General features: G+C 72.6%; 19 protein-coding genes. 9 read left to right on the top strand and 10 right to left on the bottom strand.

What is annotated here, in order from left to right; all coding sequences use genetic code 11:
- Positions 1-114: 114 nt before the first annotated feature.
- The 4 genes from ACFWP3_RS16740 to ACFWP3_RS16725 all read right to left on the bottom strand — a co-directional run bounded on the left by ACFWP3_RS16740 (position 115) and on the right by ACFWP3_RS16725 (position 4,145).
- A complete protein-coding gene (locus tag ACFWP3_RS16740) occupies positions 115-1,815 on the bottom strand; it encodes a methylmalonyl-CoA mutase (protein ID WP_384221221.1) in 1,701 nt (566 codons plus the stop codon).
- A 97-nt stretch (positions 1,816-1,912) separates the two neighbouring features.
- On the bottom strand, positions 1,913-2,242 hold the full coding sequence (locus ACFWP3_RS16735) for a DUF3817 domain-containing protein (RefSeq protein ID WP_384221219.1): 330 nt from the start codon (positions 2,240-2,242) through the stop codon (positions 1,913-1,915).
- Positions 2,243-2,372: 130 nt separating this feature from the next.
- On the bottom strand, positions 2,373-2,882 hold the full coding sequence (locus ACFWP3_RS16730) for a MarR family winged helix-turn-helix transcriptional regulator (protein WP_384221217.1): 510 nt from the start codon (positions 2,880-2,882) through the stop codon (positions 2,373-2,375).
- 21 nt (positions 2,883-2,903) lie between these two features.
- Positions 2,904-4,145: an MFS transporter gene (locus tag ACFWP3_RS16725; RefSeq protein ID WP_384221214.1), complete on the bottom strand. Its 1,242-nt coding sequence runs from the start codon at positions 4,143-4,145 to the stop codon at positions 2,904-2,906.
- Between the two features lie 147 nt (positions 4,146-4,292).
- Here ACFWP3_RS16725 and ACFWP3_RS16720 point away from each other — a divergent pair, with 147 nt between their 5' ends.
- Together ACFWP3_RS16720 and ACFWP3_RS16715 are read left to right on the top strand one after the other, a co-directional pair.
- Entirely contained in the window at positions 4,293-5,291 is a 999-nt protein-coding gene (locus tag ACFWP3_RS16720; protein WP_384221212.1) for a DUF5937 family protein, read from the top strand.
- Positions 5,292-5,362: 71 nt separating this feature from the next.
- Complete coding sequence (locus ACFWP3_RS16715; RefSeq protein WP_384221209.1) at positions 5,363-6,412, top strand: glycoside hydrolase family 6 protein; 1,050 nt, start codon at positions 5,363-5,365, stop codon at positions 6,410-6,412.
- Between the two features lie 75 nt (positions 6,413-6,487).
- Here the strand turns inward: ACFWP3_RS16715 and ACFWP3_RS16710 are convergent, their stop codons facing one another.
- On the bottom strand, positions 6,488-6,784 hold the full coding sequence (locus tag ACFWP3_RS16710; protein WP_361754958.1) for an MTH1187 family thiamine-binding protein: 297 nt from the start codon (positions 6,782-6,784) through the stop codon (positions 6,488-6,490).
- Positions 6,781-7,125, bottom strand: a complete 345-nt coding sequence (locus ACFWP3_RS16705) for a DUF3817 domain-containing protein (RefSeq protein ID WP_384221207.1) — start codon at positions 7,123-7,125, stop codon at positions 6,781-6,783. The genes ACFWP3_RS16710 and ACFWP3_RS16705 overlap by 4 nt, the downstream gene beginning before the upstream one ends.
- Before the next feature lie 226 nt (positions 7,126-7,351).
- Between ACFWP3_RS16705 and ACFWP3_RS16700 the strand changes: the two genes are divergently transcribed.
- The 5 genes from ACFWP3_RS16700 to ACFWP3_RS16680 all read left to right on the top strand — a co-directional run bounded on the left by ACFWP3_RS16700 (position 7,352) and on the right by ACFWP3_RS16680 (position 10,682).
- Positions 7,352-7,990 (top strand): AIM24 family protein, encoded by a 639-nt coding sequence (locus ACFWP3_RS16700; RefSeq protein ID WP_384221204.1) that lies wholly within the window; start codon positions 7,352-7,354, stop codon positions 7,988-7,990.
- The gene (locus ACFWP3_RS16695; RefSeq protein ID WP_384221202.1) at positions 7,990-8,640 is read left to right on the top strand and encodes an AIM24 family protein; all 651 of its coding nucleotides are present in this window, start codon (positions 7,990-7,992) and stop codon (positions 8,638-8,640) included. Before ACFWP3_RS16700 ends, ACFWP3_RS16695 begins: the two co-directional genes overlap by 1 nt.
- Before the next feature lie 14 nt (positions 8,641-8,654).
- Entirely contained in the window at positions 8,655-9,446 is a 792-nt protein-coding gene (locus tag ACFWP3_RS16690) for an AIM24 family protein (protein WP_384221230.1), read from the top strand.
- Between the two features lie 69 nt (positions 9,447-9,515).
- Positions 9,516-9,992 (top strand): MarR family winged helix-turn-helix transcriptional regulator, encoded by a 477-nt coding sequence (locus ACFWP3_RS16685; protein WP_384221228.1) that lies wholly within the window; start codon positions 9,516-9,518, stop codon positions 9,990-9,992.
- A 132-nt stretch (positions 9,993-10,124) separates the two neighbouring features.
- The gene (locus ACFWP3_RS16680) at positions 10,125-10,682 is read left to right on the top strand and encodes a PepSY domain-containing protein (protein ID WP_384221200.1); all 558 of its coding nucleotides are present in this window, start codon (positions 10,125-10,127) and stop codon (positions 10,680-10,682) included.
- 70 nt (positions 10,683-10,752) lie between these two features.
- On the opposite strand, the gene ACFWP3_RS16675 is transcribed toward ACFWP3_RS16680, so the two are convergent.
- The 3 genes from ACFWP3_RS16675 to ACFWP3_RS16665 all read right to left on the bottom strand — a co-directional run bounded on the left by ACFWP3_RS16675 (position 10,753) and on the right by ACFWP3_RS16665 (position 13,111).
- Positions 10,753-10,827, bottom strand: a complete 75-nt coding sequence (locus ACFWP3_RS16675; protein WP_099895366.1) for a 50S ribosomal protein bL37 — start codon at positions 10,825-10,827, stop codon at positions 10,753-10,755.
- Between the two features lie 66 nt (positions 10,828-10,893).
- Positions 10,894-11,856: a methylmalonyl Co-A mutase-associated GTPase MeaB gene (meaB, locus tag ACFWP3_RS16670; RefSeq protein WP_384221197.1), complete on the bottom strand. Its 963-nt coding sequence runs from the start codon at positions 11,854-11,856 to the stop codon at positions 10,894-10,896.
- Between the two features lie 52 nt (positions 11,857-11,908).
- Positions 11,909-13,111: an acetyl-CoA C-acetyltransferase gene (locus ACFWP3_RS16665; protein ID WP_384221195.1), complete on the bottom strand. Its 1,203-nt coding sequence runs from the start codon at positions 13,109-13,111 to the stop codon at positions 11,909-11,911.
- Between the two features lie 137 nt (positions 13,112-13,248).
- Between ACFWP3_RS16665 and mce the strand changes: the two genes are divergently transcribed.
- Positions 13,249-13,692: a methylmalonyl-CoA epimerase gene (gene mce / locus ACFWP3_RS16660; RefSeq protein ID WP_384221194.1), complete on the top strand. Its 444-nt coding sequence runs from the start codon at positions 13,249-13,251 to the stop codon at positions 13,690-13,692.
- A 15-nt stretch (positions 13,693-13,707) separates the two neighbouring features.
- Here mce and ACFWP3_RS16655 read toward each other — a convergent pair whose 3' ends face one another.
- Positions 13,708-14,934 carry an RNA-guided endonuclease InsQ/TnpB family protein gene (locus tag ACFWP3_RS16655; protein ID WP_384221192.1) on the bottom strand — a complete coding sequence of 409 codons (1,227 nt, stop codon included), beginning with the start codon at positions 14,932-14,934 and terminating at the stop codon, positions 13,708-13,710.
- Positions 14,935-15,234: 300 nt separating this feature from the next.
- Here ACFWP3_RS16655 and scy point away from each other — a divergent pair, with 300 nt between their 5' ends.
- Positions 15,235-19,671 (top strand): polarized growth protein Scy, encoded by a 4,437-nt coding sequence (scy, locus tag ACFWP3_RS16650; protein ID WP_384221189.1) that lies wholly within the window; start codon positions 15,235-15,237, stop codon positions 19,669-19,671.
- The last annotated feature ends 21 nt before the right edge of the window (positions 19,672-19,692 follow it).

Raw genomic sequence — 19,692 nt, 5'->3', positions numbered from 1 at the left:
CGTGCATCGCAAGGCGGAGGGGCGCCCGAGTACTGGACGTACTTGGGCGCCCCGACAACGCGGCGAGGCGCGGTGCCAGGCGGCGCGGGTCAGGCCAGATCCGGAAGAGACGGCCTAGAAGCCCGGCGGCTCGGTGTACGTACCCCACTCGTCGCGCAGGGCGTTGCAGATCTCGCCCAGCGTGGCCTCGGCCCGCACCGCCTCCAGCATGGCCGGGATCATGTTCGACCCGTCCCGGGCGGCGTCCAGCATGGCCTTCAGGGACGCGGTGACCCGGGCGTCGTCGCGCCGGCCCTTGCGGGCCGCGAGCTCCCGCACCTGGACGGTCTCGACCTCGTGGCTGACCCGCAGGATCTCCAGGTCCCCGGTGACCGAGCCGTGGTGGACGTTGACGCCGACGACCCGCTTGTCGCCCTTCTCCAGCGAGCGCTGGTACTGGAAGGCCGATTCGGCGATCTCCCCGGTGAACCAGCCGTCCTCGATGCCGCGCAGGATGCCCGAGGTGATCGGCCCGATCGGGTGCCGCCCGTCCGGGTGGGCGCGCAGTCCGCGCTCCTTGATCTGGTCGAAGATCTTCTCGGCGTCCGCCTCGATGCGGTCGGTGAGCTGCTCGACGAACCAGGAACCGCCCAGCGGGTCGGCCACGTTGGCGACGCCGGTCTCCTCCATCAGCACCTGCTGGGTGCGCAGGGCGATCTCGGCGGCCTGCTCGCTGGGCAGCGCGAGGGTCTCGTCGAGGGCGTTGGTGTGCAGGGAGTTCGTGCCGCCGAGGACGGCCGCGAGGGCCTCGACGGCGGTGCGCACGACGTTGTTGTACGGCTGCTGGGCGGTGAGGGAGACGCCGGCGGTCTGCGTGTGGAAGCGCAGCCACATCGACTTCTCGCTCTTGGCCCCGTAGACCTCCTTCATCCAGCGGGCCCAGATCCGGCGGGCGGCGCGGAACTTGGCGATCTCCTCGAAGAAGTCGAGGTGCGCGTCGAAGAAGAAGGAGAGGCCGGGCGCGAAGTGGTCCACGTCCATGCCGCGCGACAGGCCGAGCTCCACGTACCCGAATCCGTCGGCCAGGGTGTAGGCGAGCTCCTGCGCGGCCGTGGCCCCGGCCTCGCGGATGTGGTAGCCGGAGACGGAGAGCGGCTTGTAGGCCGGGATGCCCTTGGCGCAGTACTCCATGAGGTCGCCGATGAGGCGCAGGTGCGGCTCGGGTTCGAAGAGCCACTCCTTCTGGGCGATGTACTCCTTGAAGATGTCCGTCTGGAGCGTGCCGTTGAGCAGGCCCGGGTCCACGCCCTGCCGCTCGGCGGCGACCAGGTACATGCAGAAGGCGGGCACGGCGGGCCCCGAGATGGTCATCGACGTGGTGACGTCGCCGAGCGGGATGTCCTTGAAGAGGACCTCCATGTCGGCGGCGGAGTCGATGGCGACCCCGCAGTGGCCGACCTCGCCCAGGGAGCGGGGGTCGTCCGAGTCGCGCCCCATGAGGGTCGGCATGTCGAAGGCGACGGAGAGCCCGCCGCCGCCGGCGGCCAGGATCATCTTGTAGCGCTCGTTGGTCTGCTCGGCGTTCCCGAACCCGGCGAACTGCCGGATGGTCCAGGTCCGCCCCCGGTAGCCGGTGGCGTGCAGGCCGCGGGTGTACGGGTACTCACCCGGCCATCCGATGCGCTCGAATCCCTCGTACGCGTCGCCGGGCCGCGGCCCGTAGACCGGATCGACCTCATCGCCGGAGAGCGTGGTGAAGTCGGCGTCGCGCTTGCGGGCCTTGTCGTAACGGGCCTGCCAGCGACGGCGGCCCTCCTCGATGGCGTCTGCGTCCATACCCTCGAATTTACTAGGACGTCCTAGTAAATGTCGATGGGAAACCCGGGGAGATGTCGGCGCATGTCCCCGGGTCGTGGTGGGCGCGAGGCGCGCGCTAGGCCTTCGCGGCCGCGAGGGGGCCCTTGACCAGCGGCTCCACCTCGGCGCGGATCTTGCGCTCGACGAAGAAGGCGGCCAGCGGAATGGTTCCCGATGCCAGGACCCAGAGGAGCTTGCCGAACGGCCACCGCGCCTTGGAGCCGAGGTCGAAGGCGAAGACCAGATAGACCATGAAGAGGACGCCATGCGCCTGCGAGACCGCGAAGGTCAGGTCGGCACCGGTGCCGAAGCCGTACTTCGCCACCATGCAGGCACAAAGGATCAGGAGCATGACCGCGGTCACATAGGCCATGACGCGGTAGCGGGTCAGCACGCTTCGTTTCATGGACACGAGCGTAACCGCCCGAAAAATCCCCGCGGACGCGGGGAGCATGGCATGGTGCCGCTGATCATCACCCACAGCATCGGAGTACCCCCGCAGTGGCGGGGAGCACCATGCCGACCCGGCGCCGAGTCTACGACTCCTCGAAGTCCGCGGCGGCCACCCGCAGCGGGCGCAGCAGCGCGAAGATCTCCGCGCACTCCTCGGCGTCGTAGGCGCCGAGTCCGAAGTCGACCTCCATCAGGTCCTTGGTGGCCGCCTCGACGACCTCGCGGCCCTTGTCCGTGATGGAGGCCAGGGTGCCGCGGCCGTCGTTCGGGTTGGGCCGCTTGTCGACGAGCCCGGACCGCACCAGCCGGTCGACGGTGTTCGTCACCGAGGTCGGGTGGACCATCAGCCGCTCGCCGATCTTCGACATCGGCAGCTCGCCGGCCTTGGAGAAGGTGAGCAGCACCAGCGCCTCGTACCGCGCGAAGGTCAGACCGTACGGCTTGACCACGGCGTCGACCTCGCCGAGCAGGATCTGGTGCGCGCGCATGATCGAGGTGATGGCCGCCATCGCGGGCACCGGCCCCCAGCGCCGCTGCCAGAGCTCGTCGGCGCGGGCGATGGGGTCGAAGGGAAGGCTGAGCGGCTTGGACACGTAGCAGACCCTACCGGTCGGTCATTTGACGGCGAGCCCCGTCTCACTCCTCGGTTGTTCCCGTTCCGGGGCGGTGGCGCGGAGTTCGGCGAGGAGCACCAGGACGACGGCCGTGCCGATGATCCCCGAACCGGTGACGACGTGATGCACCGGCAGGAACTCGGCGGCGAGTCCGGCCAGCGCCATGCCGACGCCCTGCAAGGTCATCAGGCCGGTGCTGAGCAGGGTCATCGCCCGGCCGCGCAGCTCCTCGGGGACGGCCTCGAGGTACCACCGGTCGAGGCCGAGGGTGTAGGCCTGGGCCAGGCCGGCCAGCAGCAGCGCGGTGAGCGCGAGCGGTACGCCGGGGCGCAGGGCGAACAGCAGCAGCGGCAGCAGTCCGGCGGCGGCGAGCGGGACCGTGATCCGCGCCCGGCTCCGCGGGGTGAGCGCGGAGCCCGCCCAGAGCTCTCCGGCGATGGTGCCGACGGGCAGGGCGCACATCAGCAGCCCCAGCACGCCGGTGCCCGCGCCGAGCCCGTCGGTGTACGGCGCGAGCAGCGCCTCCGGTACGACGACGAAGACGGGCGGCAGCCAGAACATCAGGGTCAGCGCCCGGATCCGGCGGTCGCCGAAGACGGCGCGCAGCCCGGCGGCCGGCGAGCGGCGGGAGCCCGCCCGGGCCGGCCGGCGGCGGGTGCCGAGGCGCAGCAGCAGCGCCGAGCCGAGGAATCCGGCGGCGGTCAGGGCGATGGCCCCGCGCGGCGCGAGGACGGTGAGCAGCAGCCCGCCGAGGCCGAAGCCGACCAGCTGGGCGCTCTGGGCCACCATGCGCAGCAGCGAGCGGCCCAGTACGAGGGTGTCGCCGGTGCCGAGGATGTCGGCGAGGGAGGCGCTGCGGGCGCCCTGGAACAGCGGTGCCACGAAGGCCATGGCGCAGCGCAGGACGAGGAGCAGCGCGACGGGGGTGCCGGACAGGGCCATGGCGGCCGCGCAGGCGGCGCAGACGAGATCGCACGCGACGAGCACCCGCCGGGCGGGGTGCCGGTCGGCGGTCCCGGCGAGCAGGGTGCCGCCGAGGGCGTAGGGGAGGAAGCCGAGGGCGAAGGTGAGCGCGCTCATCAGCGGCGAGCCGGTGGCGCGGTAGACGAGGACGGTCAGGGCGATCTCGGCGACGACCACGCCGAGTACGGAGATCAGGTGCGCGGCGAAGACGGGCCGGAACTCCCGTGTCCGGAAGACGGCCCGGTAGCCGGTGGCGGGGGCCGGGATGGCGGTTGGCATGCCCGGCAGCTTCGCGGGAACTACCCTGGCGGCCGTAGAGATTCGGGCCTGGACGAATCCTGGGCGGGTGCGGGGCGGCCTGCGGGAGCGTCCCGGGCCGCTCCGGGGCCGGCGGCGGCCCCTGACGAGGGCGGGGAGGCGGGCGTCGTGGGGTTCCACTTCCGTTTCGGTCCGGGCGACCTGCTGCGGTGCCGGTTCGCGATCTCCCCGCGCTGGGAGACGCAGGAGGCGGTGCGCGCCCTGCTGCGCCCGCACCGCCACACCTACCACCTGCCCTGGCTCCGGCAGGTGCGGGCCGCGGCCGACGGGCTGGACCTGAGGCCCCTGTGGCTGCTGATGCCCCGCGCGGGGCACAATCCGGACTTCCTCAGCCCGCCGCCGCTCGGCCCGTCCGTCACCTTCGAGGAGGAGCTGGCGCGGGTGCGGGCCGCCGACCCGGAGGCGGCGCGCGAGGACCTGCGGCTCTCCCTGGCCTGTACGCCGGGCGCGGCGCGCAGCGCCGCCGGGCAGCGCATGCTGGCGGATCCGGCGCGGGCGGTGCGGGAGTTGGCGGACCTCACCGAGCGGGCCTGGGAGGCCCTGGTCGCCCCGCACTGGCCGCGGCTGCGCGGGCTGCTGGAGGCGGACATCCTGTTCCACTCGCGGCGGCTGGCGGCCGGCGGCCTGGAGGCCCTGTTCGACGGGCTCCACCCCGACCTGCGCTGGCACGGGGAGACGGACACGCTGACCATCAGCAAGACCGGGCACCACGACCGGGTGCTGGACGGGCAGGGGCTGCTGCTGATGCCGAGCGCCTTCGGCTGGCCGGACGTGGTCGGCGGCTACGACCCGCCCTGGCAGCCGACGCTGGTCTATCCGGCGCGCGGCATCGGCGCCCTGTGGACGGCGTCGGCGGGCCCGGCCCCCGAGGCGCTGGCCCGGCTGCTGGGCCGGGCCCGGGCCGAGGTGCTGTGCGCGCTCGACGAACCCGCCTCCACGACGGCGCTGGCCCACCGGCTGGGCCTCGCCCCGTCGACGGTCTCGGCGCACCTGGGGGTCCTGCGGGCGGCGGGCCTGCTCGTCTCGGGCCGCCACGGCCACCAGATCCTCTACGAACGCACCCCGCTGGCCATCGCCCTGACCACGGGTGAGCCCACGGTGTCGTAAGACGGCAGCAACTGACCGTTATGTCACGATATGCCGGTCCGCTGCCCGATCCTTCGTCCCGAGGAAGCCGGATGCGCCCCGCCCTTTCCCGACGCGCCGTCCCCCGACGCCCCGTCACCGTCCTCGGCCTCCTGCTGTGCCTCGCGGCGGCCGCCGCGTGCTCCGGGGAGCCCGAGCCCGAACGGGGCACTCCGGGCGCCCCGCCCTCCCCCTCCGCCACCGGGGCCGGCGCCGGGGCCGGCGAATCCCCGTACTGGGTGGACCCGCGGAGCAACGCCGCCCGGCAGGTCGCCGCCTGGGAGGCGGCGGGCCGCTACAGCGACGCCCAGGTGCTGCGCAGGATCGCGGAACGGCCGGCGGCCCTGTGGCCGCCGGGCGGCGATCCCGGCCCCGAGATCCGCCGGGCCGGGGCCGGCGCCAGGGCCGCCGGGCGGACCCTGGTGCTCGCCGCGCACAACCTCCCGGACCGCGACTGCGGCCTGCGGCCGGCCGGCGGCGCCAAGAGCGCCGCCGCCTACCGGAGCTGGATCGGCGCCTTCGCCGACGCCCTCGCGAAGACCGAGGCCGTCGTCGTCCTGGAGCCGGACGCGATCGGGCACATCGCCGACGGCTGCGTCCCGCCGGAGCGCCGCGCCGAGCGCTACGGGCTGCTCTCCGAGGCCGTCGACCGGCTGAAGCGCAACCCCCGCACCAAGGTCTACCTGGGCGCCGGGCACCCGGCCTGGATCACGGACCCGGCCGACCTGACCGAGCCGCTCCGCAAGGCCGGGCTCGCCCGCGCCGACGGCTTCGCGCTCAATGTCTCCGGCTTCCAGCCCGACGCCGCCACCCGGGCGTACGGCGCCAGGATCTCCAAGGCCGCCGGCGGCAAGCACTTCGTCGTCGACACCAGCCGCAACGGCGAGGGCCCGCTGCCCGGCGACCGCGCCCGGGCCGGCTGCAATCCGCCCGGCCGGGCGCTGGGGGCACCGCCGACGGACCGGACGGGCGACCCGCTCGTCGACGCGTACCTGTGGATCAAGCGGCCCGGCGAGTCCGACGGCCCCTGCCGCGGCGGCCCGCGGGCGGGCGCGTGGTGGCCCGACTACGCCCTGGGCCTGGCCCGCCGGGCGCGGGAGTGACCGTACGGGGAGCGCGCACGCGAAAGCGCCCCCGGCCGGCCGGGCCAGGGGCGCTCGAGGACGACGGCGGGGGCCTCAGCCCCCGGCGAGGTGGCGCTCCACCGTCTCGACCTTCGAGGTGATGCCGTCGCTGACCCCGGGGCGGATGTCGGCCTTGAGGATGAAGGAGACGCGCGGCGCCCGCTCCTCCACGGCCGCCACCGCGCGCCGGACCACGTCCATGACCTCGTCCCACTCGCCCTCGACGGTGGTGAACATCGCGTCGGTGCGGTTGGGCAGCCCCGACTCACGGACCACGCGGACGGCGTCGGCGACGTACTCCCCGACCTCTTCACCGACCCCCAGCGGGGTCACCGAGAACGCGACGATCACGCTTCGGCCGCCTGCCGGGCGCGGGCCGCGATCACGCTGTCGGACTCGTCCCGCTTGAGCAGCCGGTCGCCGTACAGGCCGCCGAAGGGCAGCAGCGCCAGCACGAAGAACAGCGCGACCTTCTTGACGGGCCACTTCGCCTTGTTCCAGACATCCAGCAGGAAGAGCGCGTAGAGGACGAAGAGAACCCCGTGGATGATGCCGAGCGGCATCATCAGGTAGTCGATGTCCGAGATCCGGCTCAGCAGCGAGCCGAAGATCAGCAGAGCCGGGAACGACAGCGCCTCCGGGACGGAGATGAGGCGCAGCCGGTGCAGGGCGGAGGCGGTCTTTATGTCCACGGGGAACCTTCGGGGTGGGCGGCCTGGGGCCGTTCCAGTGTCTCAGCCGCTTTGCGGGATCTTGACCCGGGCCCCCGTCCGCCGCGGCCCGCGGGCGGTGGCGGGTGGCCGGAGGCGTGCGCACATGCCCCGAGTCGTCCCGGATCGCGCCCGAATCCGCCCGGGTGTGGCGTATATCGGCCACGGGACTCTGTTCGGGTCCGCCCGCTGCCGATAACGTCATCCCGTGGCTCAGTTCCGACTCCAAGGCAGCAAGGTGCTCGCCGTCGACCTGACCGGGGACGCCGTGAAAGCGAAGAACGGCTCCATGGTCGCGTACGACGGTCAGATGACCTTCAAGAAGATGACCGGCGGCGGCGAAGGCATCCGCGGGATGGTGACCCGCCGGCTGACCGGCGAGCAGATGACCGTGATGGAAGTACAGGGACACGGCACCTGCTTCTTCGCCGACCGCGCGAGCGAGATCAACCTGGTCAGCCTGCGCGGCGAGAAGCTCTACGTCGAGTCCAGCAACCTGCTGTGCACCGACGGCGGGCTGCGCACCGGCACGACCTTCACCGGCCTGCGCGGGGCGACGACGGGCAACGGCCTGTTCACCACGACCGTGGAGGGCTCGGGCCAGGCGGCGATCACCTCCGACGGCCCGGCGGTGGTGCTGCGCGTCAGCGCCCAGTACCCGCTCTCCGTCGACCCGGGGGCCTACATCGCGCACACCGGCAACCTCCAGCAGTCCTTCCAGTCCGGGGTGAACTTCCGCACCCTGATCGGCGAGGGCTCCGGCGAGTCCTTCCAGATCCGCTTCGAGGGCGAGGGCCTGGTGTACGTGCAGCCCAGCGAGCGCAACACCATCGGGGGCGACGTCTGATGCCGTTCCGCGAGATCAACTCGAAGATGGTCGAGGCCCAGGTGGTGCCCGGGCAGAAGATGTACAGCCAGCGCGGCGCGATGCTCGCGTACCGCGGCGACGTCTCCTTCACCCCGAGCATCACCGGCGGCCAGGGCGGCGTCATGGGCATGATCGGGCGCCGGGTGGCCAACGAGCAGACCCCGCTGATGACGGTCGAGGGCAGCGGCACCGTGATGTTCGGCCACGGCGGCCACCACATCCAGGTGATCAGCCTGACCGGCGAGACCCTGTACGTCGAGGCCGACCGGCTGCTGGCCTTCGACGGAACGCTCCAGCAGGGCACGATGTTCATGGGCTCGCAGGGCGGGGTCATGGGCATGGTCCGCGGCCAGGTGACCGGCCAGGGCCTGTTCGCCACGACCCTCAAGGGCCACGGCTCGGTCGCGGTGATGGCGCACGGCGGGGTCATCGAACTCCCCATCCACCCGAACCGGCCGGTCCACGTGGACCCGCAGGCGTACGTCGCCCACCACGGCGACGTCCGCAACAAGCTCTCCGCCGCGCTCGGCTGGCGGGACATGGTGGGGCGCGGCTCGGGTGAGGCGTTCCAGCTGGAGCTGTCCGGCCAGGGCGCGGTGTACGTACAGGCCTCGGAGGAGAAGCTGTGAACTTTGGCCCCGTGATGGGCGGACCCGGCGGCCCGACGGTCTTCGACCCGTACACGCTGCCCTCCGACGACAACGTGAACGCGTACACCTTCTGCGTGGAGCTCAAGGGGAGCCAGTGGTTCCTGCAGAAGGGCAAGATGATCTCGTACTACGGGAGCATCGAGTTCAACGGCATCGGGCACGGCCGCTTCGACCGGCTGCTGCGCACCAGCTTCCACTCGCCGCTGCACGCGAGCGACTGGGTGGTGGCCGAGGGGCAGGGCAAGATGCTCCTCGCCGACCGGGCCTTCGACGTGAACTCGTACGACCTGGAAAACGGGAACCTGACGATCCGGTCAGGCAATCTGCTCGCCTACCAGCCCTCCCTCGCCCTCAAGCAGTCGATCGTCCCGGGCTTCCTGACGCTGATCGGCACCGGCAAGTTCGTCGCCGCCTCCAACGGGCCGGTGGTGTTCATGGAGCCGCCGCTGCGCGTGGACCCGCAGGCGCTGGTGGGCTGGGCCGACTGCCCCTCGCCGTGCCACCACTACGATCACGCCTACATGTCGGGCGTGATGGGCGGCCTGCGCTCGCTGACGGGCATCGGCGGCACGTCGGGCGAGGAGCACCAGTTCGAGTTCGTGGGCGCGGGCACGGTGCTGCTGCAGTCCTCGGAGATGCTCATGGCGGAGCAGACGGTCGGCACCGTCGGCGCCGGTGCGGCCACGGGCAACGCACAGGGCGTCCCGGGAGCCGGCCATGGTCCGCTGGGCGTACCGCGGATGCCGGGGCAGCTGGGTGATCTCCAGCGCCGCTTCGGACTGTGACGCCCCGAGACGCCCGTTCCGTTTTTGTACGTAATTCAACTTCTTAGGTAGAGTTCATTCATGGAGACCATGGAGACCGAGACGGCAACCCGGTGGCTGACCGACGCCGAGCAGTGTGCATGGCGCACCCATCTGGACGTCAGCAGATTGCTGATGCACCAGCTGGAAAAGGACCTCCAGCCCTTCGGACTCACCAACAACGACTACGAGATCCTCGTGAACCTCTCGGAGTCGCCGGACCTGCGGATGCGGATGAGCGATCTCGCGACCGCCACCCTGCAGTCCAAGAGCCGGCTGTCCCACCAGATCACGCGCATGGAGGCGGCGGGCCTGGTCCGCCGCGTGAACTGCGAGTCCGACCGCCGGGGCCTGTTCGCGGTCCTCACGGACGAGGGCATGGACACCATGCGCAAGGTCGCCCCGCACCACGTGGCGTCCGTCCGCCGGCACTTCATCGACCTGCTGCCGCCGCAGGCCCTGGCGGCGCTGCGCGAGTCGCTGAACCCGGTGGCGGAGCACCTGCGCGACAACCGCGGCAAGGGCTGACCGCCCCGGCAGGCGCCGCCCCGGGACGCGCCGGACCGCCATCGGCACGACAATGGCTGGGAACGCTCGCTGCCGGCCCGTCCGCCCGCCGGGCAACCGCAGTCGGTACGGCCGGCCTGAGGAGGTCAGCCCATGAAGCGCAACCTGTACGTCTCCGCGGCCGTGTCCGTGGTCCTGATGGCGGGAGGCCCGGTGGCGGCCGCGGCAGCGGCAGCCGCCGACACGGCGAGAACCGCCCCCGCGGCCGCGGCCCCGATGGTCGACGTCACCGCGGAGGCCGCGATCGCCGCGGCCCTGAAGAACTACCCCGGCGTGATCCAGTCCCTCGACCGGGACGGCAACACCTGGGACGTCGACGTGATCACCAAGGACGGCAAGGGCCACGCCGAGCTCCAGGTCGACGCCGCGACCGGAGCGGTCACCCGGCAGAACGTCGACACCGACGAGGACGCCGACAAGCACAAGGACCTGCTCGCCGCCAAGGTCACCGCCGAGCAGGCCGCGAAGGCCGCCGTCGCCGCCCATCCCGGGCAGGCCTGGACGGTCGAGTGGGACTCCCAGGACGACGGCAGGGCCGCGGCCTGGCACGTTGAGGTGAGGGGCGCCGACGGCAAGACCTGGGACGCCTCCGTGGACGCCACGACCGCCAAGGTCACCACGCAGTCCGACTCCGGCAACGACAGCGGCTGACCCGTACACGAGAGGAGCCGCGCCCCGTGCGGGGGGCGCGGCTCCTCTCGTCACTGCTCGGGCGGTCCGGTCAGGCGTTGGGACGCTTGCCGTGATTCGCCTTCTTCTTCTTGCGTGCTCGCTTCTTGTTGCCGCGCTTGGCCATGAGCCACTCCCTGAATCGGGGTAATCCGGGCGTTCGCCAGTCTAGGGTCGGCGGGCCCGTCGCGCATCAGGCTTCGGTCAGACCGTCCAGCAGGACATCGGCCGCCGCGTACGGATCCAGCTCGCCCCCGGCCACCCGGGCCGCCAGCGCATCCAGCCGGGAATCCCCGTGCAGATCGGCCATCCGGGTGCGCAGCGAGGTCACCGCGATCGTCTCCACCTCGCGCGCCGCCCGCGCCGTGCGCCGCTCCGCGAGCACCCCGCGCTCGTCCATCCACGCCCGGTGCTTCTCCAGCGCCTCGACGAGCTCGTCGATGCCCTGGGCCCGCGCCGCGACGGTCTTGATGATGGGCGGGCGCCAGTCTCCCGGCCCCCGGGACTCCCCCAGGCCCAGCATGTGGTTCAGCTCCCGGGCGGTGGCGTCCGCGCCGTCCCGGTCGGCCTTGTTCACGACGTACACGTCGCCGATCTCCAGGATCCCCGCCTTCGCGGCCTGGATCCCGTCGCCCATCCCCGGAGCGAGCAGCACCACCGAGGTGTCCGCCTGAGCGGCGATCTCCACCTCCGACTGGCCGACGCCGACCGTCTCGACCAGGACCACGTCGCAGCCGGCCGCGTCGAGCACGCGGATCGCCTGCGGGGCGGACCAGGCGAGACCGCCCAGGTGGCCGCGGGTGGCCATGGACCGGATGTAGACGCCCGGGTCGGAGGCGTGGTCCGACATGCGGACCCGGTCGCCGAGCAGCGCACCGCCGGAGAACGGCGAGGACGGGTCGACGGCGAGGACGCCGACCCGCTTGCCGGCCTTGCGGTACGCGGACACCAGCGCCGAGGTCGAGGTCGACTTGCCGACTCCCGGCGACCCCGTCAGCCCCACCACATACGCGTTGCCCGTCAGCGGGGCCAGCGCCGCCATCACCTCGCGCAACTGCGGGGACGCCCCCTCCACCAGCGAGATCAGCCGGGCCACCGCTCTCGGCCTGCCCTCACGTGCCTGGGCCACCAGCTGGGGGACGTCCACCGCCGTCATACGTGCTGCGCTCCTCGGTTCTCGTACGGCTACGGGCGGGTGCGGTACCCGGTCAGGCCTGGGGCACGCGGACGATCAGGGCGTCGCCCTGGCCGCCGCCGCCGCACAGCGCGGCCGCGCCGACCCCGCCGCCGCGGCGCTTCAGCTCCAGCGCCAGGTGCAGCACCACGCGGGCGCCGGACATGCCGATCGGGTGCCCCAGGGCAATGGCGCCGCCGTTGACGTTCACCTTTTCCGGGGTGACCCCGAGGTCCTTCATTGACTGCACGGCGACCGCCGCGAAGGCCTCGTTGATCTCGATGAGGTCCAGGTCGCCGACCTCCAGGCCCTCCTTCTTCAGGGCGTGCAGGATGGCGTTCGACGGCTGCGACTGCAGCGAGTTGTCGGGACCGGCCACGTTGCCGTGGGCGCCGATCTCGGCGATCCAGTCCAGGCCCAGCTCCTCGGCCTTGGCCTTGCTCATCACGACCACGGCGGCCGCGCCGTCGCTGATCTGCGAGGAGGTGCCCGCGGTGATCGTGCCGGCCTTGGCGAAGGCCGGGCGCAGCTTGCCGAGGGACTCCGCGGTGGTCTCCGGGCGGATGCCCTCGTCCTGGGAGAAGACGACCGGCTCGCCCTTGCGCTGCGGGATCTCGACCGGGGTGATCTCGGCCTCGAAGATCCCGTTCTTCTGCGCGGCCGCGGCCCGCTGGTGCGAGGCGGCGGCGAACTCGTCCTGCGGGGCGCGCTCGATGCCCAGGCGGGTGTTGTGCTTCTCCGTCGACTCGCCCATCGCGATGTTCTCGAAGGCGTCGGTGAGGCCGTCGTAGGCCATCGCGTCGAGCATCTCGACGGCGCCGTACTTGTAGCCCTCGCGGGACTTGGACAGCAGGTGCGGGGCGTTGGTCATGGACTCCTGGCCGCCGGCAACCACGATGTCGAACTCACCGGCGCGGATCAGCTGGTCGGCCAGCGCGATCGCGTCCAGACCCGAGAGGCACACCTTGTTGATCGTGAGCGCGGGGACGTTCATTGGAATTCCGGCCTTGACGGCGGCCTGACGCGCTGGAATCTGGCCCGCACCCGCCTGGAGCACCTGCCCCATGATCACGTACTGCACCTGGTCGCCGGAGATCCCGGCCCGGTCCAGCGCGGACTTGATGGCGAACCCGCCGAGGTCGGCACCCGAGAAGGACTTCAGCGATCCGAGCAGGCGCCCCATGGGCGTGCGGGCCCCGGCGACGATCACTGAGGTGGTGTTGTTCGTTCCGGACATGAGGCACAGCCCCTTGAGGATGAGGAGTGAACGAGGGTTTACCTGAATGTACTGAGCGGTACCGGTGGCGTCACCGGGCTGTAGGTGTGATCGCTGGCACGTTGCGTGACCACCCCTCCCGGCGGTGCACTGGTCCCATGCTGACAAGGATCGACCACATCGGAATCGCCTGCTTCGACCTCGACAAGACCGTCGAGTTCTACCGTGCCACGTACGGCTTCGAGGTCTTCCACACCGAGGTCAACGAGGAGCAGGGCGTCCGCGAGGCCATGCTCAAAATCAACGAGACGTCCGACGGCGGCGCCTCCTACCTCCAGCTCCTCGAGCCGACCCGCGAGGACTCGGCCGTGGGCAAGTGGCTGGCGAAGAACGGCGAGGGCGTCCACCACATCGCCTTCGGCACCGAGGACGTCGACGGCGACGCGGAAGCCATCCGCGGCAAGGGCGTCCGGGTCCTCTACGACCAGCCCCGCATCGGCTCGATGGGCTCCCGCATCACCTTCCTCCACCCCAAGGACTGCCACGGAGTCCTGACCGAGCTCGTCACCTCCAACCCCGACCAGTCAGCGGCCCATCACTGAATGGATGAGCTTGCGTTACGGCACACCACCGGCTGTGGTGTGCCGTCCGCGTCCGGCCACCCGCAGACGCGGGATGGCTGGGGCCGCTGACCGGGCCCCGCTACGCCACATCATCTGCGCGCGTGCGCGGATGATGCGGGAGCCGTTGCGGTCTGCGTGATCGACGAACCCGCAGGACCGGCACGCGAAACGGGCTTGCGACGCCCGGTTCGCCTTGTTCACGTGCCCGCACTGCGAACAGGTGCATGAGGTGTACGCCGGATCGACGTAGACCACTGGTACTCCTGCACGGCGGGCCTTGTAGGCGATGAACTCATTCAGCTGGGCAAACGCCCACGAATGCACCCTGGCCCGTTGGGGCTTCCTCAGCCGTACCCGCTCACGGATTCCGGTCAGGTTCTCCAGACCGATCCCGCGCCCGGTGCGTTCAGCCTCGGCCACGATGCGTTTGGCGATCTTGTGGTTGATGTCCCGGTTGCGCCGGGCCTCCTTGCGGCGATGGCGCTGAGCGCGCCGCTTCGCAGATTTCGTCCCCTTGCGTTGCAGCTTGGACCGCAACCTCAGGTCCCGTTCACGCAGGCGATTGAGCCGGCGCCCAGCCATGATCTCGCCGTCCGAGGTGGTCGCTACGTTGACGATCCCCAGGTCAACGCCGAGAAAGTCCACCGGATCGGCGTTCGGCTCTGCCTCGGGCACCTCGCAGGTCGCCAAGAGGAACCAAGCCCCGTCGCGCCACACCAGGTCCGACTCGCCCTTGCGGTACAGGGCAAGGGTGGCGAGCTGCTCCACACCCCCCGCGAAAGCGACGTCCTTCATGCGTCCACTGACGGTCCAGACGGAAACAGTAAGTGCTTCCATCTGCCACGACAGCATCCGATCGTCGTAGGGCTGCGCAGCAGCTGCACGAAAGAGGATCGGCTTCTCGGTCGCCAGGCGGTGCCGCTTCGAACCGGGCTTGCCCAGAGCCCCGGCACGAAGGTTCGCCTTCAGAGTCATGTATGCGTCGGACGTCTTCTTGATCACATGCTGGGCCGCCTGCGCGCCCAGTCCCCACCTGGTCTTGATCTCGGCATACGTGTGCTCGCGCAGCGCGAAGTTCCGGTGCACCCTCCGCGCGAACCCGACCCTGCTCACCCACGAAGCCGCTTGGTTGCAGGCCCGCAAAGTCGCTTCAAGGGCCTCCGCCTGCGCGGGCGTGGGCGTGGGCGTGGGCAGCAGCTTGACCTGCACCACCAGCTTCACGTCAACGACGCTACGCTCCACCGTCCACAGATGTATTCGAACACCGCAAATCTGCGCACGGGGGCCGAATGGGAATTCCCCGGGAGCCGAGACATGGGATCCCGGTAAGAGCGCACTGATGTCCCGTATCCCCGGCCGGTAGAGTGGCCATGGCTCGGCCGGGGTTCGGTGCGGAGACGGGGTCGGGGCCTGTGACCCCTGCCCCGGTATCTGACACCATTCCCCCGGGGGCGTCGTTCAGCGGGCGAGCGATGCTCATTGGGAGTGAGCTTGCGACCAGGGGACGGATGGGACCGCGCTGTGCGGGGCTACGAAAGCCAGGAGAGCCATCAGGCCGAGGCCGACCATCTCTCGCGCTTCGAGGCCGAGATGGAGCGGCTGAAGAAGGAGCGCGGGAAGGCCGTACAGCACGCTGAGGACCTGGGATACCAGGTCGAGGTGCTGCGGGCCAAGCTCCACGAGGTGCGCCGTTCTCTGGCGTCCCGGCCCGCCTACGACGGCGCGGACATGGGGTACCAGGCGGAGCAGCTGCTCCGCAATGCCCAGATCCAGGCCGACCAGATGCGCTCCGACGCCGAGCGCGAGCTGCGCGACGCCCGGGCGCAGACCCAGCGCATCCTCCAGGAGCACGCCGAGCACCAGGCGCGCCTCCAGGCGGAGCTGCACGCCGAGGCCGTCAACCGGCGCCAGCGCCTGGACCAGGAGCTGGGCGAGCGCCGGCAGACCGTCGAGGCGCACGTCAACGAGAACGTGGCCTGGGCCGAGCAGCTGCGCGCCCGTACGGAGTCCCAGGCGCGCCGGCTCATGGAGGAGTCCCGCGCCGAGGCCGAGCAGTCCCTGAACGCCGCCCGCGCCGAGGCCGCCCGGGTCGCCGAGGAGACCCGGCGCCGGATCGCCGCCGACGCGGAGGCCGCCCGTACCGAGGCCGAGTCCACCCTGCTGCGCGCCCGCAAGGAGGCCGAGCGGCTGCTGACCGCCGCCTCCGCGCAGGCCCAGGAGGCCACCGAGCACGCGGAGCGGCTGCGCTCCACCACCTCCGCCGAGGCGGAGCAGACCCGGCAGCAGACCCTCGACCTCGGCCGCGTCGCCGAGCAGCGGGTCCAGGAGGCCGACGGAGCCCTGCGCGAGGCGCGCGGCGCCGCCGAGAAGGTCCTCGCGGAGGCCAAGGAGAGCGCCGCCCGACAGCTCGCCTCGGCGGAGTCCGTGAACGAGCAGCGCACCCGTACCGCCAAGGAGCAGGTGGCGCGGCTGGTCGGCGAGGCGACCAAGGAGGCCGAGGCCCTCAAGGCGGAGGCCGAGCAGTCGCTGGCCGACGCCCGCGCCGAGGCCGAGCGGCTGCGCACCGAGGCCGGCGAGCAGGCCCGTACGGCCGCGGCCGAGGACACCGCGGCGCAGCTGGCGAAGGCGGCCCGCACCGCCGAGGACGTGCTGAACAAGGCCTCGGAGGACGCCCGGGCCACCACGAAGGCCGCGTCCGACGAGGCCGAGCGGATCCGCCGCGAGGCCGAGGCGGAGGCGGAGCGGCTGCGCGCCCAGGCGGCGGCGACGGCCGACGAGCTCAAGGGCGCGGCGAAGGACGACACCGAGGAGTACCGGGCCCGTACGGTCGAACTCCAGGAGGAGGCCCGGCGGCTGCGCGGGGAGGCCGAGCAGCTGCGCGCCGAGGCCGTCGCCGAGGGCGAGCGGATCCGCGGCGAGGCCCGCCGCGAGGCGGTCCAGCAGATCGAGGAGGCGGCCAAGACCGCCGAGGAGCTCCTCGGCAAGGCCAAGGCCGACGCGGACGAGCTGCGCGGCGGGGCCAGCGCCGAGAGCGAGCGGGTCCGCGCCGAGGCCGTGGAGCGGGCCACCACCCTGCGCCGGCAGGCCGAGGAGACCCTGGAGCGCACCCGCGCCGAGGCGGAGCGGCTGCGCGCCGACGCCGAGGAGCAGGCGGAGGCCGTACGGGCCGAGGCCGACGCGGCGGCGCTGGCCCGGCGCGAGGAGACCGAGCAGGCGCTGGCCGCCAAGCGCGCGGAGGCCGACGAGGAACTCGTACGCCTGCACACGGACGCCGAGAGCCGGCTGACCACGGCCGAGCAGACGCTGCGCGACGCCCGGTCGGCGGCCGAGAACATCCGCCGGGAGACCGGCGAGGAGACCGACCGGCTGCGCGCCGAGTCGGCGGAGCGGATCCGTACCCTCCAGACGCAGGCGGAGGCGGAGGCCGACCAGCTGCGCACCGACGCGGCCCAGGACTCCGGCCGGGTGCGCGCGGAGGCCGAGCAGGTCGCGGTGCGGCTGCGCGGCGAGGCCGAGGCCGAGGCGGAGCGGGTGCGCTCCGAGGCCCAGGAGACCGCGGACCGGCTGCGCGCCGAGGCGAAGGCGGCGGCCGAGCGGGTCGCCGAGGAGGCCGCGGAGGCGCTGGCCGCCGCGCAGGAGGAGGCCGCCCGGCGGCGCCGGGAGTCCGAGGAGACCCTGGCGTCGGCGCGGACGGACGCCGACAACGAGCGGGCGCAGGCCCGCGAGCAGAGCGAGGAGCTGCTGGCCGCGGCCCGCAAGCGCTCGGAGGAGGCCCAGGCCGAGGCGGCCCGGCTGACCGAGGAGGCCGAGCGGCGCGCCTCGGAGCTGGTGTCGGCGGCGGAGGCCACCGCCCAGCAGGTACGGGACTCCGTGGCGGGTCTGCACGAGCAGGCCGAGGAGGAGGTCGCCGGACTGCGCAGCGCGGCCGAGCACGCGGCGCAGCGCACCCGGACCGAGGCCGAGGAGGAGGCCGAGCGGGTCCGCGCCGACGCGTACGAGGAGCGGGAGCGGGCCACCGAGGACGCGAACCGGATCCGCAGCGAGGCGCGGGCCGAGACGGACGCGGCGAAGGCGCTGGCCGAGCGTACGGTCGGCGACGCGATCGCCGAGGCGGAGCAGCTGCGCAGCGACACGGCGGAGTACGCGCAGCGGGTGCGTACGGAGGCCACGGACGCGCTGGCGGCTTCGGAGCGGGACGCGGCCCGTACCCGGGCGGATGCCCGGGACGACGCGAACCGGATCCGCGGCGAGGCGGCGGCCGCGGCCGACGCCACCCGCGCGGAGGCCGCGGGCGCCCTGGACGAGGCCCGCGCCGAGGGCAACCGGCTGCGCACCGAGGCGGCCGAGCAGGCGGACCGGCTCATCACGGAGGCCGCGGCGGAAGCCGAGCGGCTCACCGAGGAGACCGCGGCCGCGAACGCGGCGACGGTCGGCGAGGCCGAGGCCGCCGCGGAGGCACTGCGCGCGAAGGCGGAGCGTCTGACGGCCCAGGCGGCCGAGACCCTGGTGGCGGCCGAGCGGGACGCGACGCGCGTGCTGGTCGACGCCCGCAACGAGGGCGACCGGCTGGTCGACGAGACCCGCGCGGCCAACGAGGCCACGGTCGGCGAGGCCGCGGCGGAGGCGGACCGGCTGCGCGCGGAGGCCGCGCAGGCACTGGACGAGGCCCGTGCGGAGGGCGGCCGGATCATCGGCGAGGCCACCGCGGAGGCGGAGCGCGTCACGGCCGCGGCGAGCGAAACGCTGGCGAGCGCCGAGCAGGAGTCCGCGAGGACGCTCGACGAGGCCCGCGAGGAGGCGAACAAGCGCCGCAGCGAGGCCGCGGAGCAGGTGGACCGGCTCATCACCGAGGCCGCGGCGGAGGCCGACCGGCTCACCGCCGAGACCGCGGCGGAGGCGGACCGGCTCACGGCGCAGACCCGCAAGGACAACGAGCGCACGGTCGGCGAGGCGGCGAACGAGGCGGAGCGGCTGCGCGCGGAGGCGTCGGAGGCGCTGTCCTCGGCGCAGGAGCACGCGACGCGTACCCGCTCGGAGGCCGAGCGGGTCAAGGCGGAGGCCGCGGGCGCGGCCGAGCGCGTGCGCGCGGAGGCCCGTACGGAGACCGAGCGGCTGCTGGACGAGGCGCGCGAGGAGGCCAACAAGCGCCGGACCGAGGCCGCCGAGCAGGTGGACCGGCTCATCACGGAGGCTTCGTCGGAGGCCGAGAAGCTCACCGCGGAGGCGCAGAAGCAGGCGCTGGCATCCACGACGGCGGCCGAGGAGCAGGCCGACGCGATGGTGGACGCGGCCCGCAAGGAGGCCGCGCGGATCACCTCGGAGGCGACCGTCGAGGGCAACTCCCTGGTGGAGAAGGCCCGTACGGACGCGGACGAGCTGCTGGTCGGGGCGCGTACGGACGCGTCGGCCATAAGGGAGCGGGCGGAGGAGCTGCGCGGCCGGGTCGAGGCCGAGGTCGAGGAGCTGCACGAGCGGGCCCGCAGGGAGTCGGCCGAGCAGATGAAGTCGGCCGGCGAGCGCGTGGACAAGCTGGTGCGCGCGGCGACCGAGCAGAGCGTCGAGGCCGAGGCGAAGGCCAAGGAGCTGGTGTCGGACGCGAGCAGCGAGGCGAGCAAGGTGCGCATCGCGGCGGTCCGCAAGGCCGAGGCGCTGCTCAAGGAGGCCGAGCAGAAGAAGGCGGAGCTGGCGCGGGAGGCCGAGAAGGCGCTCGCCGATGCGAAGGCGGAGGCCGAACGGCTCGTCGACGAGGGCCGCCGTGAGCTGGAGGTCCTGGTGCGCCGGCGCGAGGACATTCAGGCGGAGATCTCCCGTGTCCAGGACGTTCTTGAGGCGTTGGAATCATTCGAGGCGCCTTCGGGTGGCGGAAAGCCCGGGATCGGCGGCCAGGGCGCGGGGGGCGTGAAGGCCGGTGCGGCGGCGGGTTCAACTCGTTCGGGTGGCAAGTCGTCAGAGGGCTAGTCGGTGCACAGGACGTGTGCT

This window comes from Streptomyces sp. NPDC058525 (assembly GCF_042719495.1).
Classification (GTDB): Bacteria; Actinomycetota; Actinomycetes; order Streptomycetales; family Streptomycetaceae; genus Streptomyces.
The sequence above is the reverse complement of the archived record's forward strand: the minus strand, read 5'-3'. Positions and strand labels throughout refer to the sequence as shown.

Coding starts and splice junctions, on each gene's coding strand:
- ACFWP3_RS16740 (WP_384221221.1), bottom strand. CDS start 1,815: ATGGACGCAGACGCCATCGAGGAGGGCCGCCGTCGCTGGCAGGCCCGT.
- ACFWP3_RS16735 (WP_384221219.1), bottom strand. CDS start 2,242: ATGAAACGAAGCGTGCTGACCCGCTACCGCGTCATGGCCTATGTGACC.
- ACFWP3_RS16725 (WP_384221214.1), bottom strand. CDS start 4,145: ATGCCAACCGCCATCCCGGCCCCCGCCACCGGCTACCGGGCCGTCTTC.
- ACFWP3_RS16715 (WP_384221209.1), top strand. CDS start 5,363: ATGCGCCCCGCCCTTTCCCGACGCGCCGTCCCCCGACGCCCCGTCACC.
- ACFWP3_RS16695 (WP_384221202.1), top strand. CDS start 7,990: ATGCCGTTCCGCGAGATCAACTCGAAGATGGTCGAGGCCCAGGTGGTG.
- ACFWP3_RS16690 (WP_384221230.1), top strand. CDS start 8,655: ATGGGCGGACCCGGCGGCCCGACGGTCTTCGACCCGTACACGCTGCCC.
- ACFWP3_RS16685 (WP_384221228.1), top strand. CDS start 9,516: ATGGAGACCGAGACGGCAACCCGGTGGCTGACCGACGCCGAGCAGTGT.
- ACFWP3_RS16680 (WP_384221200.1), top strand. CDS start 10,125: ATGAAGCGCAACCTGTACGTCTCCGCGGCCGTGTCCGTGGTCCTGATG.
- meaB (WP_384221197.1), bottom strand. CDS start 11,856: ATGACGGCGGTGGACGTCCCCCAGCTGGTGGCCCAGGCACGTGAGGGC.
- ACFWP3_RS16665 (WP_384221195.1), bottom strand. CDS start 13,111: ATGTCCGGAACGAACAACACCACCTCAGTGATCGTCGCCGGGGCCCGC.
- mce (WP_384221194.1), top strand. CDS start 13,249: ATGCTGACAAGGATCGACCACATCGGAATCGCCTGCTTCGACCTCGAC.